Origin of the sequence: Schaalia odontolytica (assembly GCF_005696695.1) — a bacterium.
Taxonomy (GTDB): Bacteria; Actinomycetota; Actinomycetes; order Actinomycetales; family Actinomycetaceae; genus Pauljensenia; species Pauljensenia odontolytica_C.
Genome location: NZ_CP040006.1, coordinates 793,666 through 809,091 on the forward strand (window position 1 = coordinate 793,666; position 15,426 = coordinate 809,091).

The 15,426-nt window shown below is 66.4% G+C and carries 15 protein-coding genes; 7 read left to right on the forward strand and 8 right to left on the reverse strand.

Annotated elements, in window-relative coordinates:
* Positions 1-58: 58 nt before the first annotated feature.
* Complete coding sequence (locus FBF35_RS03425; RefSeq protein ID WP_034467123.1) at positions 59-313, forward strand: type II toxin-antitoxin system Phd/YefM family antitoxin; 255 nt, start codon at positions 59-61, stop codon at positions 311-313.
* Positions 314-339: 26 nt separating this feature from the next.
* Here the strand turns inward: FBF35_RS03425 and hrpB are convergent, their stop codons facing one another.
* Entirely contained in the window at positions 340-2,943 is a 2,604-nt protein-coding gene (gene hrpB, locus FBF35_RS03430; protein ID WP_060566676.1) for an ATP-dependent helicase HrpB, read from the reverse strand.
* 30 nt (positions 2,944-2,973) lie between these two features.
* On the opposite strand from hrpB, the gene FBF35_RS10615 reads away from it, so the two are divergent.
* The 6 genes from FBF35_RS10615 to FBF35_RS03455 are packed head-to-tail and all read left to right on the forward strand — an operon-like array spanning position 2,974 to position 9,702.
* Positions 2,974-3,108, forward strand: a complete 135-nt coding sequence (locus FBF35_RS10615; RefSeq protein WP_262337859.1) for a hypothetical protein — start codon at positions 2,974-2,976, stop codon at positions 3,106-3,108.
* A gap of 39 nt (positions 3,109-3,147) precedes the next feature.
* Positions 3,148-4,200: a PhoH family protein gene (locus FBF35_RS03435; protein ID WP_060566678.1), complete on the forward strand. Its 1,053-nt coding sequence runs from the start codon at positions 3,148-3,150 to the stop codon at positions 4,198-4,200.
* Positions 4,197-4,646, forward strand: coding sequence for an rRNA maturation RNase YbeY (ybeY, locus tag FBF35_RS03440; protein WP_007589511.1), 450 nt, complete (start codon positions 4,197-4,199; stop codon positions 4,644-4,646). Before FBF35_RS03435 ends, ybeY begins: the two co-directional genes overlap by 4 nt.
* Positions 4,643-5,998, forward strand: coding sequence for a hemolysin family protein (locus FBF35_RS03445; RefSeq protein WP_060566680.1), 1,356 nt, complete (start codon positions 4,643-4,645; stop codon positions 5,996-5,998). Before ybeY ends, FBF35_RS03445 begins: the two co-directional genes overlap by 4 nt.
* A gap of 1 nt (position 5,999) precedes the next feature.
* Entirely contained in the window at positions 6,000-7,235 is a 1,236-nt protein-coding gene (gene era, locus FBF35_RS03450; protein WP_060566683.1) for a GTPase Era, read from the forward strand.
* 1 nt (position 7,236) lies between these two features.
* Positions 7,237-9,702 carry an ATP-binding cassette domain-containing protein gene (locus FBF35_RS03455; protein ID WP_060566684.1) on the forward strand — a complete coding sequence of 822 codons (2,466 nt, stop codon included), beginning with the start codon at positions 7,237-7,239 and terminating at the stop codon, positions 9,700-9,702.
* Positions 9,703-9,799: 97 nt separating this feature from the next.
* On the opposite strand, the gene FBF35_RS03460 is transcribed toward FBF35_RS03455, so the two are convergent.
* The 7 genes from FBF35_RS03460 to FBF35_RS03490 form a co-directional block, all read right to left on the reverse strand.
* Positions 9,800-10,471 carry a lactate utilization protein C gene (locus FBF35_RS03460; RefSeq protein ID WP_060566686.1) on the reverse strand — a complete coding sequence of 224 codons (672 nt, stop codon included), beginning with the start codon at positions 10,469-10,471 and terminating at the stop codon, positions 9,800-9,802.
* Between the two features lies 1 nt (position 10,472).
* On the reverse strand, positions 10,473-12,095 hold the full coding sequence (locus FBF35_RS03465) for a LutB/LldF family L-lactate oxidation iron-sulfur protein (RefSeq protein WP_060566689.1): 1,623 nt from the start codon (positions 12,093-12,095) through the stop codon (positions 10,473-10,475).
* A 1-nt stretch (position 12,096) separates the two neighbouring features.
* Complete coding sequence (locus tag FBF35_RS03470) at positions 12,097-12,894, reverse strand: (Fe-S)-binding protein (RefSeq protein WP_007589553.1); 798 nt, start codon at positions 12,892-12,894, stop codon at positions 12,097-12,099.
* A 312-nt stretch (positions 12,895-13,206) separates the two neighbouring features.
* A complete protein-coding gene (locus FBF35_RS03475) occupies positions 13,207-13,755 on the reverse strand; it encodes a hypothetical protein (RefSeq protein ID WP_060566692.1) in 549 nt (182 codons plus the stop codon).
* A 32-nt stretch (positions 13,756-13,787) separates the two neighbouring features.
* On the reverse strand, positions 13,788-14,342 hold the full coding sequence (locus FBF35_RS03480) for a hypothetical protein (protein ID WP_060566695.1): 555 nt from the start codon (positions 14,340-14,342) through the stop codon (positions 13,788-13,790).
* Positions 14,343-14,447: 105 nt separating this feature from the next.
* On the reverse strand, positions 14,448-15,029 hold the full coding sequence (locus FBF35_RS03485) for a hypothetical protein (protein ID WP_060566697.1): 582 nt from the start codon (positions 15,027-15,029) through the stop codon (positions 14,448-14,450).
* 3 nt (positions 15,030-15,032) lie between these two features.
* Positions 15,033-15,395 carry a hypothetical protein gene (locus FBF35_RS03490; RefSeq protein ID WP_060566699.1) on the reverse strand — a complete coding sequence of 121 codons (363 nt, stop codon included), beginning with the start codon at positions 15,393-15,395 and terminating at the stop codon, positions 15,033-15,035.
* Between the last annotated feature and the right edge of the window lie 31 nt (positions 15,396-15,426).

The following is a 15,426-nucleotide window of genomic DNA, read 5'->3' on the forward strand; positions in this document are numbered from 1 at the left end:
CTCACATAGTGATCGTGCCGTTCGTTCAAACCCCCTTCGGCATGCTTAGATTAGGGGTATGAGGGCTCTAGAAATTGGTGATTTCAAAGAGGATGTGGGGGCCGCTCTGGCGCGCGCCTCATCCGGTGAAGTCGTCACGCTCACTGAGGAAGGTCAGCCCGTTGCCGAGCTGGGTCCCGTGCGCATGTCGACCTACGCGCAGTTGCGCGAACTGGGCCTCGAGCGCCCCGCTATGGCGGACCTCGACGCTTACCAGATGCCGTCCAAGAACCTGCCCGACGGGCGGGGGATCGTCGGCAAACTGGACGATTGATCGCCCGGCGCAGGGGGAGCGGACAGCTACCCCCGGCGCTTGGCGCGGTTCGTGGGCTCCGCGTTGAGCGGGTCCTCGGGCCACGGATGCTTCGGGTAGCGCCCGCGTAGCTGTGCGCGCACGTCCCGATACGGCCCCGCCCAAAACGACGTCAGGTCAGAGGTAACAGCAGCGGGGCGCCCCGCCGGATCCGTCAGATGCAGCACCAGGGGAACGCGCCCATCCACCAGTCGGGGAGTGTCCGTCCACCCGAACGCCTGCTGGACGCGCAGCGTCAGCACCGGGTGCGCGCCGCTCCAGTCGATGGGCCGCGTACCTCCGGAAGGAATCGGCATCTTCTCTGGCGCCAGTTCGTCGAGACGTGCAGCGTCAGGCCACGGCAGCATCGAGCGCAGCGCCTCAAGCACCGACACGCTACTCAAGGAACCACCCTGTGCGAGGCGCTTCGCCCAGGGGAGGAGCCACTCGTGGGCGCTGCCCGCGAGGGCCTCATCCGACACGTCCGGCCACGGATCGCCGAGCACCTCGTGGAGCACCCGCATGCGCTCGCGCAGGGACGAGGCCTCCTTCCCCCAGCCCAGATCGCCCAGTCCGCGCGCGGCCAGGTGCTCCGCCACCAGCGCGACCGCCTCCTCTTCGCTCAGGGACGAGGCCGGGGCGCTCTTGAGGGGGATAGCTCCCAGGGCGCGCGTGCGGGTCGCACGCAAGGCCCCCTTGTCGATCGAGGCCTGTGTGCGGGTTTCCAGCAGTGCCGCGCCGGCCACCAGGGCGTCCTCCTCCGACAGTGGCACCGCCGCGAGAATACGCGCGTGGCGCGACGCCGGAGCCCGGTCGATCGAAGCAACAGCCAGCCACTCCTGCCCCTCAAGGGGAGAGCCCTGCGGCAGCTCGGCACCCACGCCGCCCGCCAGAATGTAGGCGGCAGACCCCGGGCGGCGCCGCGCGATCCACTCCGGGTACGCCAGCGCGCACGTCAGAGCCAGCTCGTCCTCGCGCGTGCGCGAGCCCGCCTCCTGGTGCGTAGTCACAACGGACGCGAGGGCGTCGTCCGACGCGGAATTCGGCAGACGCTGCGCCAGGCGCTCCAAGCGTGCCCGCGTCTCCTTCACCCGCGCCGCCTGCGCCTTCCCGACTCCCGCATCGCTGGCGCCACCGCGACCCAGCCGACGCTCCAGCGCACCCAGGTCAGCCCCCGGAACGCGCAGGTCCTCCGACAGGAGGGCAACGAAACGCGCCGCCTTTGACGTCCCCAGGATCGCGCTCGACGCCAGGAGGGCCCTGCCCAAGGGCGGGTCCAACGGCAGCGACGCCAGCGTACGGCCGAGAGCGGTGGCGGCCCCGGCCTCGTCGATGGCGCCCAGGGAGGACAGGCGCTGCCCGGCGGCCTCCCACGTACCCGCGGGTGGAGCGTCAAGCAGGGCGAGTTCCTCCACCGGGGTGCCCCACGCGGCGACCTGGAGTCGCGCGTCCGTCAGGTCCTGCGTGGCGATGCCCGGCGCCGACTGCGCGGGCCTGCGGGCCACATCCACCGAGTCCATGACGCGCACGGCGACGCCCGGGCCGGTGCGCGCGGCGCGGCCCGCACGCTGGTCGAGTCGGGCGAGCGCCGCGGGAACGGTCACGAGAGAGGAGAGGGAGCGCCCCGCGTCGAAGCGCGGCTCGCGCGCGAGCCCCGCGTCCACGACGACGGACACGCCGGGAACCGTGAGCGAGGACTCCGCGATGGACGTGGAGAGGATGACGCGGCGACCGGAAGCGGGGGAGAGTGCGCGGTCCTGCTCGGCGGCGCTGAGCTGTCCATGAAGCGTCAGGACCGGGATGTTGCCCAGGTGCAGGTTGCCTCGGACGGTCTCGATCTCGCCCACGCCCGGTAGGAACACGAGGACCGAGCCCTCGGTGGCGGCGACCGTCTCCTCGACCGTGCGTGCCACGTGCGCCAGGTACTCGCGGCGCACACCCACGCGCTCGTTCCCGATCGCACCCACGGCCTCGACGCCGCGCGGCGGGGGAGTGTAGCGCAGCTCCAGCGGAAAAATATCCCCCGGAATATCAACGAGCGCGGGCTCCTCGCCCGTCGAGGCGCGCAGGAAATCAACCGTTCGCGAGGCCTCGAGCGTCGCCGAGGTAAGTGTAACGAAAAGGTCGTCGCGCAGCGCCGAGCGGGCATCCAATGCGAATGCCAGCGCCAAGTCAGTGTCCAGGTCGCGCTCATGGAACTCGTCGACGATCAGGGCAGATACCCCGGGCAGCTCGGGGTCACGCTGCAGGCGACGCAGCGCCACGCCCGGCGTCACCATCTCCACGCGCGTACGCTCGCTGACGCGCGAATCTCCGCGCACCGAATAGCCGACCTGCCCGCCGACCTCCTCGCCGAGCAGGCGCGCGATCCTGCGAGCGGCAGCCCGCGCGGCCACCCTGCGCGGCTGCGTGACGAGAACACGCCCCGCCGATGCGTCGTACTGGGCCAATGCCACCGCCACCGCGGGCGGCAGTAGCGTCGTCTTACCCGTGCCCGGAGGCGCCGTGATCACCGCGCAGCCACCCGGCCGCGTCGCCGCCGCGATATCGCCCAAGGCGCGCGTGACCGGCAGCTGCGGCGGGTGCGAAACGAGTTCTTCGAGGGTGGGCATGGCTTCATTGTGCGTGTACCCAGGGCATCCATGCATCCGGGAACCATCCGCCGCGTCGCTCCGATGCGTCCGGGAACCATCCGCCGCGTCGCTCCGATGCGTCCGGGAACCATCCGCCGCGTCGCTCCGATGCGTCCGGGGTCACTGCGTGAGAGGGCAACGTGAAGCCTGTGGAGGGGCGCTCCAGCGTAGAATGGAAGCAGTATGACTACGGAGAACACAGCGCCGGCGCTCGCGGCGGCCACCCTCGCACACACTACGGGGCGCGTCACCATCCCCGCAGACATGGACCCGATCGTGGTCCTCGGCGTCGCAGACCAGGTTCTGCGCGCCCTCGAACGTGGCTTCCCGCACGTCCGTTTCCTCGTGACCGGGCGAGAAATCTCGCTGGCCGGCACCCAGGCAGATATCGACGTGGCCGCGGGCCTCCTCGAAGAACTCATCGGCATGGCCCGGCGCGGCACCGCCCTGGACGCCACCGCTGTCGAGCAGGCCATTGGTCTGCTCGGACGCCTCACCTCGGGCGATGCACCCACGGAAGAGATCCTCTCCGCGCGCGGGCGTTCGATCCGCCCCAAGACCCCCGGCCAGAAGGCCTACACGGACGCCATCGACCGCGCCACCGTCGTCTTCGGCATCGGCCCCGCGGGCACCGGCAAGACCTACCTGGCGATGGCCCAGGCCGTGCGCCGACTCCTTTCCGGCGAGGTGCGCCGCATCGTCCTGACCCGCCCAGCCGTCGAGGCGGGGGAGAACCTCGGCTTCCTGCCCGGCTCTCTCACCGACAAGATCGACCCCTACCTGCGTCCCCTCTACGACGCGCTGGGGGACATGCTCGACCCCGAGGCCCTGCCCAAGCTCATGGCCGCCGGCACGATCGAGGTCGCGCCCCTGGCGTACATGCGCGGACGCACCCTCAACGACTCCTTCATTATCCTGGACGAGGCCCAAAACACGACGGTCGGCCAGATGAAGATGTTCCTCACCCGCCTGGGTTTCGGCTCCAAGGTCGTCGTCACGGGCGACGCCTCGCAGATCGACCTGCCGGGCAGCCAGACCTCGGGTCTGTCCGTCGTCGAAAACATCCTCGGCGACATCGACGACATCGAGTTCTGCCACCTGACCAGCGCCGACGTCGTGCGCCACGAGCTGGTCGGCGCGATCATTGATGCCTACCAGCGCTTTGACGATCGAAACGCCGCGCGTCGCGCACGCGCACGCAGCCACAACACCGCACGCAGGGAGTACACGTCATGACCGAGGTCATCAACGAGACCGACTACGAGATCAACGAAGCCGAGTTTTCCGCGCTGGCCGACTACGTGCTCGACCAGATGCACGTCAGCTCCGACGCGGAAGTCAACATCATCTTCATCGAGCCCGAGCCGATGGAAGACCTGCACGTGCGCTGGCTGGACCTGCCCGGCCCCACCGACGTCATGAGCTTCCCCATGGACGAGCTGCGCCCCGGCACGGCGGATCACCCCACGCCCCCCGGCATGCTCGGTGATATCTGCATCTGCCCGCAGGTTGCCGCCCGCCAGGCCGCCGAGTCCGGCCACAGTGCCGCCGAGGAGATGCTCCTCCTGGCCACGCACGGCATGCTGCACCTCCTGGGCTACGATCACGCGACCGACGCCGAGCGCGAGGTCATGTTCGCCCTCCAGCGCAAGCTCCTCCTGACCTTCCTGGCCACCCGATGATCCTTCCCCTGCAGGCGTCCCCGGCCTTGCCGATCCTGGATGTGCCCTCCGTGGCGCTCCTGGTCCTCGCGGTCGTTGCCCTGGCGTTCGCGTCTGTCGCCCAGAGCGTCGAGCAGGCCGTCCAGCGCCTGACCCTGGCCGGCGTCGAGGATCTCATCGAGGAAGAGCGCCGGAACGCGCGCATCCTCTATGGCCTCGTCGATCATCGCCAGCGCACCCTGCTGTCGCTGCGCGCCTTCCGTACCTTCTGGCAGGTCGTCTACGCGGTCATGGGCACGATCATCCTGGTCGATACACGCCTGCCGTGGTGGGCGGTCGCCCTCATCGCGGTGTTGGTGATCGCGGCCCTGCAACTGCTCTTCGTATCCTTCCTGCCCGCCCAGTGGGGCGCGCGCAACCCCGAGGGCATTGCCCTGGCAGGCACCAGGTTCGCGGACCGCCTCGCGCGCCTCAGCCACATGGTCGACCCGCTGCTGACCCGCGTGCGCTCCTCGCGCCCCGCCCCCGAGCCCACCGAGGCTCAGGTGCGCGCCGAACTGATCTCCGACCTGCGCGAGATCGTCGACGAGGTCGGCGAACCCGAGAGCTTCGAGGAAGAGGACCGCGACATGGTCCGCTCCGTCCTCGACCTCGGGCACACGCTCGTGCGTGAGGTCATGGTGCCGCGCACGGACATGGTGACCATCGACGCCGACACGCCCGCCCCCTCCGCCCTGCGCCTGTTCGTGCGCTCCGGCTTCTCCCGCGTACCCGTCGTCGGCGACGACGTGGACGACATCCGCGGCATCCTGTACTTCAAGGACCTTGTGTCGCGCTGGGAGGCTACGGGCGGCCAACTCGACATGCGCGCCGAGCAGATGATGCGCCCCGCCGAGTTCGCCGTCGAAATGAAGCCCGCGGACGACATGCTGCGCCAGATGCAGGCCGAGCGTTTCCACATGGCCATCGTCATCGACGAGTACGGCGGCGTCGCGGGCCTGGTGACCCTCGAGGATCTCCTTGAGGAAGTCGTCGGCGAGCTGACCGACGAGCACGACCGCCACTCCATCGAACCCGAGGAAGTCGAGCCGGGCGTTTGGCGCGTCCCCGCACGCTACCCGATCTCCGAGCTGGGTGAGCTCCTCGACCGCGAGATCGAAGACGAGGACGTCGACTCCGTCGGCGGCCTGCTCGCCAAGGCGATTGGGCGGGTGCCCCTCCCCGGCGCGACCGGCACCCTCGCCGGCGTCATAATGACGGCGGAAGAGGCGCGCGGGCGCCGTCGCCAAGTCTCCACGATTCTCTGCCGTCTCGACCCCGACGCACAGCTCCTGACCCCCGACCTCAACCCCGCCGACGACAAGGACAACTGACATGCGATTCCCCTCCGACGACGAACTCATGGCCGGCCCCAACGCCTTCGGCGACGCTCGCATTGAGGTTGCCCCCGACGCCGCCGACCCGGAAGCCGACGCTCGCGCGCAGATCGACGCCGGCCTCGGCGAAGAGACCGCGGACGAGGCCGGGGCGCAGCCCGGCGACGACGAGGACTTTGAAGACTCCGAGGAAGACGAGGACGACGATTACGAGGACCTCGAGGGCCTGGAGGACGAGGAGGACGCCGACCTCGATGCCTTCGAGGCGATGACCTCGCTGGCTTCCCTGCGCGAGGACGCGGCCGCGACCATCGAGATGCCGGACTTCCCGGAGGACTTCCGCGCCGGCTTCATCTCGATCGTCGGGCGCCCCAACGTCGGTAAGTCGACCCTGACGAACGCGCTGGTCGGGCACAAGATTGCGATCACCTCGGGCCGTCCCGAGACTACGCGCCATAACATTCGCGGCATCGTGCACGGGGATAACTACCAGCTGGTGCTCGTGGACACCCCCGGATACCACCGCCCACGCACGCTGCTGGGCAAGCGACTCAACGACATGGTGCGCGAGGCCCTCTCCGAGGTTGACGTCGTGCTCTTCTGCCTGCCCGCCGACCAGCGCATCGGCCCCGGCGACCAGTTCATCGCACGTGAGCTGCGCGGCATCAAGCGACCCATCATTGCTGTGGCGACCAAGTGCGACGCCGTGCCGCGCGAGCGTGTCATGAAGCACCTGTTGTCCATTGAGAAGCTGGGGGAGTGGGCCGCCATTGTGCCGGTCTCCTCCGTGGAGGGCAAGGGCATCGACCACCTGCGCGAGGTGCTCGCGCAGACTGTGCCGCTGTCGCCGCCGCTGTACCCCGAGGGTGACGTCACCGACGAGTCCCGTGACACCCTGATCGCCGAGTTTATCCGCGAGGCCGCCCTGGAGGGCGTGCGCGACGAGCTGCCCCACTCCCTGGCCGTCCAGGTCGAGGAGATCATCGAGAGGCCGCGCCGCGAGGGCGACGACCGCCCGCCCATGCTCGACATTCATGTGAACGTCTACGTTGAGCGCGACTCCCAGAAGGCCATCATCATCGGCCGCAAGGGAAGCCGCCTCAAGCAGATCGGCACCCAGGCCCGCGCGCACATTGAGGAGCTGCTGGGCCGCCGCGTGTACCTCGACCTGCACGTGCGCACCGCGAAGGACTGGCAGTCCGACCCGAAGATGCTGGGAAGGTTGGGGTTCTGACATGCCCAGCGTCATCCGTGTACGTGGCGCCCGCGTCCACAACTTGAAGAACGTGGACGTCGACGTTCCCTTGAACGAATTCGTCGCGGTCGCGGGCGTGTCCGGGTCGGGCAAATCCTCCCTGGCCCTGGGCACGCTCTATGCAGAGGGATCGCGGCGTTACCTGGAGTCCCTGGCGACCTACACGCGTCGGCGTATCTCCCAGGCTGCCAAGGCCTCGGTCGACGAGGTTGAGCACGTGCCCGCCGCGCTCGCGCTGCGCCAGCGCCCAGGTGTACCCGACGTGCGCTCCACCTTCGGTACGGCGACGGAGCTTCTCAACCACCTGCGCCTGCTGTTCTCACGCGTTGGCTCCTATCTGTGCCCCAATGGGCACCGCGTCCCACCCTCGCGCAACGTGGCCCTAGAAGTGCCTCTCACGTGCCCGCAGTGCGAGGAGTCCTTCTACGGCCTCGGTGCGGAGGAGATGGCATTTAACTCGGGCGGTGCGTGCCCGGTGTGTGAGGGGACGGGCGTCCAGCGCGTCGTCAACCGAGCCTCCCTCGTGCCCGATGAATCCCTCACTATTGACGAGGGCGCGGTTTCCCCGTGGGGATCCCTCATGTGGAAGCTCATGAAGGACGTCGCCCGCGAAATGGGCGTGCGTACGAACGTGCCCTTCCGGGACCTGACCGACGCCGAAAAAGCAATCGTCTACGAGGGGCCCGCCGAGAAACGTCACATCGTCGTCGCCACCAAGACCGGTGGCACGGAGCTGGACTTCACCTACTTCAACGCGTTCGCCACGGTCGAAAACGCCTTGTCGAAGGCGAAAGATGAGAAGGCCCTCGCCCGCGTGGAAAAATACCTCATCACCCGCACATGCCCCGCGTGCGACGGCACGCGCCTGGGGGAACGTGTACGCTCCACGCTGATCGATGGCATCGACCTGGGCGAGGCCTCGCGCCTCACGCTCACCGAGCTGCGCGAGTGGGTCCAGCGCGTCCCCGGCCTCGTTCCGGATGAGGTAGCTCCCATGGCCCGCGTCATCGTCGAGGAAATGACCGAACCGATGGATCGCCTCGTGCAGCTCGGCCTGTCCTACCTGTCCCTCGACCGCGCGTCCTCGACGTTGTCCAACGGTGAGCGCCAGCGCGTGCAGCTCGCCCGTGCCTTACGTAACCGGACGACCGGGGTCCTCTACGTGCTGGACGAGCCGACCATTGGCCTACACCCCTCCAACGTCGACGGCGTCCTGGCGATCATCCGGGAACTCCTCGCCGACGGGAATTCCGCTGTCGTCGTCGACCATGACACGCGTGTCCTCGCAGCCGCGGATCACCTGATCGAGATCGGACCCGGAGCGGGAGCGGACGGTGGTCGCGTCATCTTCCAGGGCTCCATCAACGAGGCCTCCCACGCCCCCGCGTCCCGCATCGGCCCGTACATGGCTGGGGTCCGTCGGGTTGAGCGTGCAGCGGGGGAGTTAGATCAGGGCGCGGATATCGATGGACGCGGTGCGCTTCACCTAGAGACTAACCAGATCCACACGGTGCGGCCCCTGAGTGTTGATATTCCGCTGGGTTCGTTGACGGCCGTCACGGGCGTCAGTGGGTCGGGTAAGACGACACTTGTCCTTGAGTCGCTGGTTCCCGCGCTGCGTGCGCGCCTTGCCGGTGAGCCTTTACCCGCTCACGTGCGCAACGTGGACGCCGCCGGTATCTCACGGGTGAACCTGATCGACGCGACGCCGATCGGAGTGAACGTGCGCTCGACCGTGGCCACGTACTCCGGTGTCTTGGATGAGCTGCGCCGGGCGTTTGCGCGTACCGAGGAGGCGCAGGCTGCCGGGTTGAAGCCCGGTGCATTCTCGTACAACACGGGTTCGCTTCGATGCCCCACGTGCGACGGTACTGGGCAGATCACCCTGGATGTGCAATTTTTGCCCGACGTGGACATTGAGTGCACGGATTGTCGAGGGAGCCGCTACGGCGCGCAGGCGTCGCAGATCCGCCGCGATGGGCTGAGCCTGCCCGACATCATGGCGATGAGTGTCGACGAGGCCCGGGTGGCCGTGCGTGGGCTAAAGAAAGCCGGAACGATCCTGGAGACTCTGGCCGGCCTCGGCCTGGGATACCTGACGCTGGGGGAAGCCACTCCCGCCCTCTCTGGTGGCGAGGCCCAGCGCCTCAAGCTTGCCTCCGAAATGGGTAGGCGCCAGGAGGGCACTCTCTTCATCTTCGACGAGCCGACGATCGGCCTGCACCCGGATGATGTGCAGGTCCTCCTGAACGTGCTCCAGCACCTCATTGAGCGCGGAGCGACGGTCATCGTCATCGAGCACGACCTGGACCTGATCCGTTGCGCTGACTGGGTCATTGATATGGGCCCGGGCGGTGGCATCGAAGGTGGTCGTATCGTCGCGCAGGGCACTCCGAGCGATATCGTGGACAGCGAGGCCTCGGTGACGGGACGCTACCTGCGCTGAGACTCTGTCGCAGGGAAACATCAGATGGGTCTTGGCCCAGATAAGCATGGTGCCCGGCTGCCGTGAGGCAGCCGGGCACTACTGCGTCGTGATCAGGTCACTTGACGATGACGACTCGCAGGAAGCGGGGGCCGTGCACGCCGTTGACGCGGACCAGCTCGATGTCGGAGGTCGCCGAACCGCCGGCGATCCAGGTCATCGGACGGGTCGGGTTCTTGCCGAGGATCTCGACGGCCTGGGGCACCGTGGGAACGATGTCGGAGGCCTTGAGGACGACGACGTGGGTGTCGGGCACGAGCGAAATCGCGCGGCGACCCTGGTCGGGCTCACCGTCGAGGACGATGGTGCCGGACAGGGAGATCGCGACGCGGCAACGCGTGACGACGGCGTCGATCTCGTCCAGCTCCAGCGTCGGGATCGCCTGCTCGCGGCTATCCTCGCGCACCGTGCGGCCGTCGCGGGCGGCGGCCTTCTTGAAGGCTTCGTCCAGGCCGGTGGGGACCACGACGGAGGTGGCCTTCTGGTCGGCCAGGAACTTCGAGATCGCGTCGGCGACCTCGGACTCCTCGGAGACCACGACGACCTGCGCGGAGTAGTCCTCGAGCGTCTCGATCATTTCCTCGATGACCGCGTCCGAACCGGGCGCGTGCTCGGTGGATCGAATGTAGTCGCGGGGGATCGGGCGCACCGGACGGCCCTGCTGGGAACGAGAGATGGCGTCGCGTGCTCGCGCGAGGATCGCGGTCTTTGCATCCATGGTGGTGCTCATGTCACGCCTCCTTCGGGGTCGTGTTGGTGGTCATGCCGTGCTCGGAAGCGAGCGGGACGCCCTTCGCGGGGGCGTCGGTGCGAGGCGCGTTGGCGTCGGAATCCTTGTGAGTGCGCTTCCACCACTGACGGAAGGTCTCCTTGGGAGCGACCGGCAGGTCGCGCGCGCGGGTCCACAGCGAGGCCGGGAAGGGCAGTGCGCCAATGGCGCCCTTCTTCGCGAAGAGGCGCGTCGCCTTGGTCGGCACGTTCGCAGCCTTCCACAGCTTTGCGTTCGACATGACCGGGGTGGTCACGCCCATCGCGAGGTCCCACACGTCCGGCACGAGGTTGCGCTTGACGTCAACCGTGCGTGCACGCATGTGGATGAGGATCGTCGGGATGTCGATCTTGACGGGGCAGACCTCGCCGCAGGCGCCGCACAGGGAGGACGCGAAGGGCAGGGTGTGCACGGGATCGTGCTCGTCGAGGCCCTGGGTGAGCTGCGGGGTCAGGATCGCGCCGATGGGGCCCGGGTAAACGGAGCCGTAGGCGTGGCCGGAGGTGTGCTGGTACACCGGGCAGATGTTCATGCACGAGCCGCAGCGGATGCAGGCGAGTGCCTGGCGGCCGATCGGGTCACTGAGGACCTTGGTGCGGCCGTTGTCCATAAGGATCAGGTGGAATTCCTGGGGGCCGTCGCCGGGGGTGACGCCCGTCCACATGGAGGTGTAGGGGTTCATGCGCTCGCCGGTGGCGGAGCGGGGCAGGAGCTGGGAGAAGATCTCGATGTCCTGGAAGCGAGGAACCAGCTTCTCGATGCCCATCAGGGTGATGAGCGTGTCGGGCAGGGTCAGGCACATGCGGCCGTTGCCCTCGGACTCGAAGATCGAGACGGTGCCGGTTTCCGCGATGCCCATGTTGGTGCCGGAGACGGCGACCTTGGCGTGCAGGAACTTCTTGCGCAGGTGGGAGCGTGCGGCGGCAGTCAGCTCGGTCGGGTCGTCGGAGAGGTCGCGGGGCGCGTCCTCCATGCGATCCAGGAAGATACCGCGGACCTCGGAACGGTTGCGGTGGATCGCGGGGACCACGATGTGGCTGGGCATGTCGTCGGCCAGCTGGACGATCATCTCGGCGAGGTCGGTCTCGCGAGCGTGGATGCCCTGGTCCTTCAGGTACTCGTTGAGGTTGGTCTCCTGGGTGGCCATGGACTTGACCTTGACGACCTCGTCAACGCCCTTGGACTTGATGATGTCCGCGACGATGCGGTTGGCCTCGTGCTTGTCGCGCGCCCAGTGGACGATGCCGCCGCGGGCGGTCACGTTGCGCTCGAACTCTTCGAGGAGCTCGGGCATGCGGGACTCGACCTCGAACTTGACGGCCTCGGCGGCGTTACGCAGATCCTCCCAGTCCGGCATCTCCGCGACGCGCTGTCCGCGCTTGGTGCGGATCGTACGGGTGGCGTGACCCAGGTTGCGGCGCATCTGGGTGTTGGCCAGCGTCTTGTGGGCGCCTTCCGGGAAGGTGGGGCCCCAGCGGAGGGTGTCCTCAGGGATGGAGACGGTGGTGCGCCAGCCGCCGGTGTGTGCCTGGGCGTTTGAGTCGTCAGAGACCACGCCGGGCATGCCGATGAACGTTTCAGACATATCAGATCACCTGTGCGCTTTCGGGTGCGAAGGAGATGTTGCCCTCGAAGGGCTGATCCTTGGTGGATGCCAGGATCTCGGCGAGGTGCATCGGGCGGATGCCCGAGTTGAGTCGGGAGAGGCCGCCGCCGACGTGCATGAGGCAGGAGTAGTCGCCCATGACGAGGACCTCAGCGCGCGTGGACATGACGTTGGTGACCTTGTCCGCGAGCATCGACGTGGAGGTCTCAGAGTTCTTCATGGAGAAGGTGCCACCGAAACCGCAGCAGACCTCGGCGTCGGGCAGGTCGACGAGAGTCAGTCCCTCGACGGCGCGCAGGAGGCGGTAGGGGCGGTCGCCGACCTTGGCGATACGCAGCGAGTGGCAGGTCGGGTGGTACGTGACGGTGTGGGGGAAGTACGCGCCCACGTCCTCGAGGCCCAGAACGTCGGTGATGAGCTCGGTGAGGTCGTAGGTGTGCTCAGCGATACGCTGGGATTGCTTCGCGAGATGCTCGTCGCCCACGTGCTCGGCGACGATCTTCTGCTCGTGGCGCGCTGCACCGGTGCAGGAGCCGGAGGGGACGACGATAGCGTCCCACTGGCCGTCGAGCACGGGCTCGAAGGTCTTGACGTGGTTGCGGGTAATCTTCGCGGCGTCTTCGAAGTAGCCGGTGTTTGCGTGCATCTGGCCGCAGCAGACCTGGTCTTCAGGGAAGACAACCTCGTGGCCGAGGCGTTCAAGCAGGGTCACTGTGGCCTGGGCAGCCTGGGGGAACATGACGTCTGCCAGGCAGGTGGAAAAGAGAGCGATGCGCACTGGGGGATCCTTCCTCGTGGGTGCTGTCCAGCCCAGGTTATGACTGGGTCCGAGGTCCCAGCGGCCGTTTTTGTTCAGACAAGATAGGTGGGTGTGATTTTTTGGCTTTTTCGTGCGGAAAAATCGCCACACGTAATCAACGAAAATTGGCCTCTCATTGGGCGTTTTAGGACCTTCGAGGCGCGACTTAGCTCAGGGTGAGTTTTCGTTTTTCAGTTTTGCGATGGTTTCGTGTGCACAAGAGGTCGCCCGGCCTCGAAAATGGACGAGGTTGGGGCGCGGTGGAGAGGACGAGTGGGAGGTCCCTGGGGCTCAGGAGTAGCCGAGGGCGGTGAACACGAGAAGGTGACAATCTTCCGACATGGCCAGCGCTTGGATGTCCATGGGACCGAAATCGTGTGGGATCTTCTCTTTATCCGGCGCGAGGGCCTTATCCGCGAACTCCGGGTCGATCGTGGTGAACTGGCATCCCTGCGGCACGTACTCGTAGAGATCGGGATAGATGCCGGGCAGGAGCGTGTCGGTGGCTGCGCCCTCCGCGAGGAGCTGGATCGTCTCATCGGGGACAGCGGCAACGGCGGTGAGCCAGAATTCGGGGTCCTTGTCGGGAAGGAAGCCTGTTTGGCTGGAATAAGCGATGGTGAGGTGCGCTTCGCTTGCCTCCATGTTTGGCCAACGTAGGTTCACGGAGTCCGTCTGATCCTTGATGGTCGGCTCCTTATCGCTTTGGAAGACGAACTCCGCAAAGCGTGGATCCTTCGGGTACTGAGGAGCCGAAGACTTGTGTGCGAACGGGTTGCACGCGGCAGCGAGCGCCACGACCGCGAGTAGGGGCACGATGGTCTTGAGTGCGAGCTTCATGAGCGTCTTTCGGTCGCTGGTCGGTGGGGGAATTAGGGGCGGCCGATCGCTGTGAGGACGAGCAGCTGGCAGTCCTTGGACACCGCTATAGCGCTGATGGGCAGGGTTCTGAAATCCTTATTTCCCTTGCCTTTCTCGGGTGGGAGAATGGCGTTGGCGTGATCGGGGTTGATCGTCGAGAAGTGGCAGTTCTCGGGCACGAACTTGTGGAGCCGCGGATTGATTCCGGGCAGAACGCTCGCGTCCCCGGTTGCTCCTTCCATGAGGGTGTCGATCGTCGTGGTGGGGACGGTGGCGACTCCGGTCAACCAGTATTCGGGATCCTGCTCGAGGGAGTGGAGGATTCCCGAATGGGTGCGAGCGGCGACCACGTTGCCGTTGGTTGCTTGCATTCCCGGCCAACGCTCGTTGAACGAGTCGAGGCGTGTCTGCACCTTCGTCTTACGGTCGCTCGTGTAGGTAAACGGGGCGAAGCGTGGGTCCTGCAAGCCGTTCGAGCGGGAATTACCCTGCGCGAACGGGTTGCACGCGGTGGCGAGAGCCGCGACCGCGAGTAGGGGCACGATGGTCTTGAGGGGGAGCTTCATGGCTTTCCTTGGCTGGTCCTTTGGACTGTCATTGACGAGACCGGGGTGAGGGGCGTCAACGCGGTGCTTGAGAGCGTGTCTTGGCAGTTACGACCATGCAACTGCTCACTGGGATTGGCCAGGATACGAAGGGGGAGTGTACTCATGCCCGAGCGCTGTCATCACGACCAGATGACAGTTCTTTGACACCGCAAAACCGGTGATTGGGATTGGGGTGAAGCCTTTCGTGGCCTTATCGATGTCTATCCCGAGGCGATCGTCGGCAAATTTGGCGTCGATGGTTGTGAACTGGCAGTCCTGAGGGACGTATTCATAGAGACCGGGGTAGATCCCGGGCAAGAGAGAGGTGTCGCCGATGTTGTTGTCAACCAGCTGAGTGATTGTCTCGTCCGGGACGGTCGCGACAGCGGTGATCCAAAACTCTGGTTCCGTCTGCGGAATACCAAAACCCGAACGAGAGTATTCGACCGTGATGTGGGCTTCAGAAGCTGCCAGCCCCGGCCAACGGAGGTTAAGTGAATCGACGCGCGTTTGGATCTTAGGTTCTTCATTAAAGTCGAAGACGAACTCAGAGAAACGCGGATCCTTCGGGTACTGAGGAGCCGTCTTGTGTGCGAAGGGGTTGCACGCTGCCGTGAGAGCCACCGCGACGAGGATCGGGAGGATGAGTTGACGTATGGACTTCACCCGTCACACCCCGATGTGCGCGCAGACATACACATACTGTCCGCAGACCGCGACGCGGGTCGGGTAGCTGCTAATGCCGAGATAGGTCGGCAGGTCGGGACCGGTCATCCAGCGCTGGCCTGCGAGGTGTTCAAGGGCCTCGGGAAGCCACAGATCACCCGTGTATTCGCCGGTGCAATTGTCGACGAGGAGGTCACTCCACTCCTGGTTCACCTCAACGCAGATCACCATGAACCTATCCGATGGAAGTGGAAGATCCGACTCGGACTTTAAAATGACGCGACGGTCAATGACGCGAAAAAACTCGTGGGTCGGCAGCAGTTCGTCGAGCATCTCCGCTGACATGAGCTGACGGAAACTCACCATGGGCTGCGGCCTCCTTTCTCGTTCCTGTTTT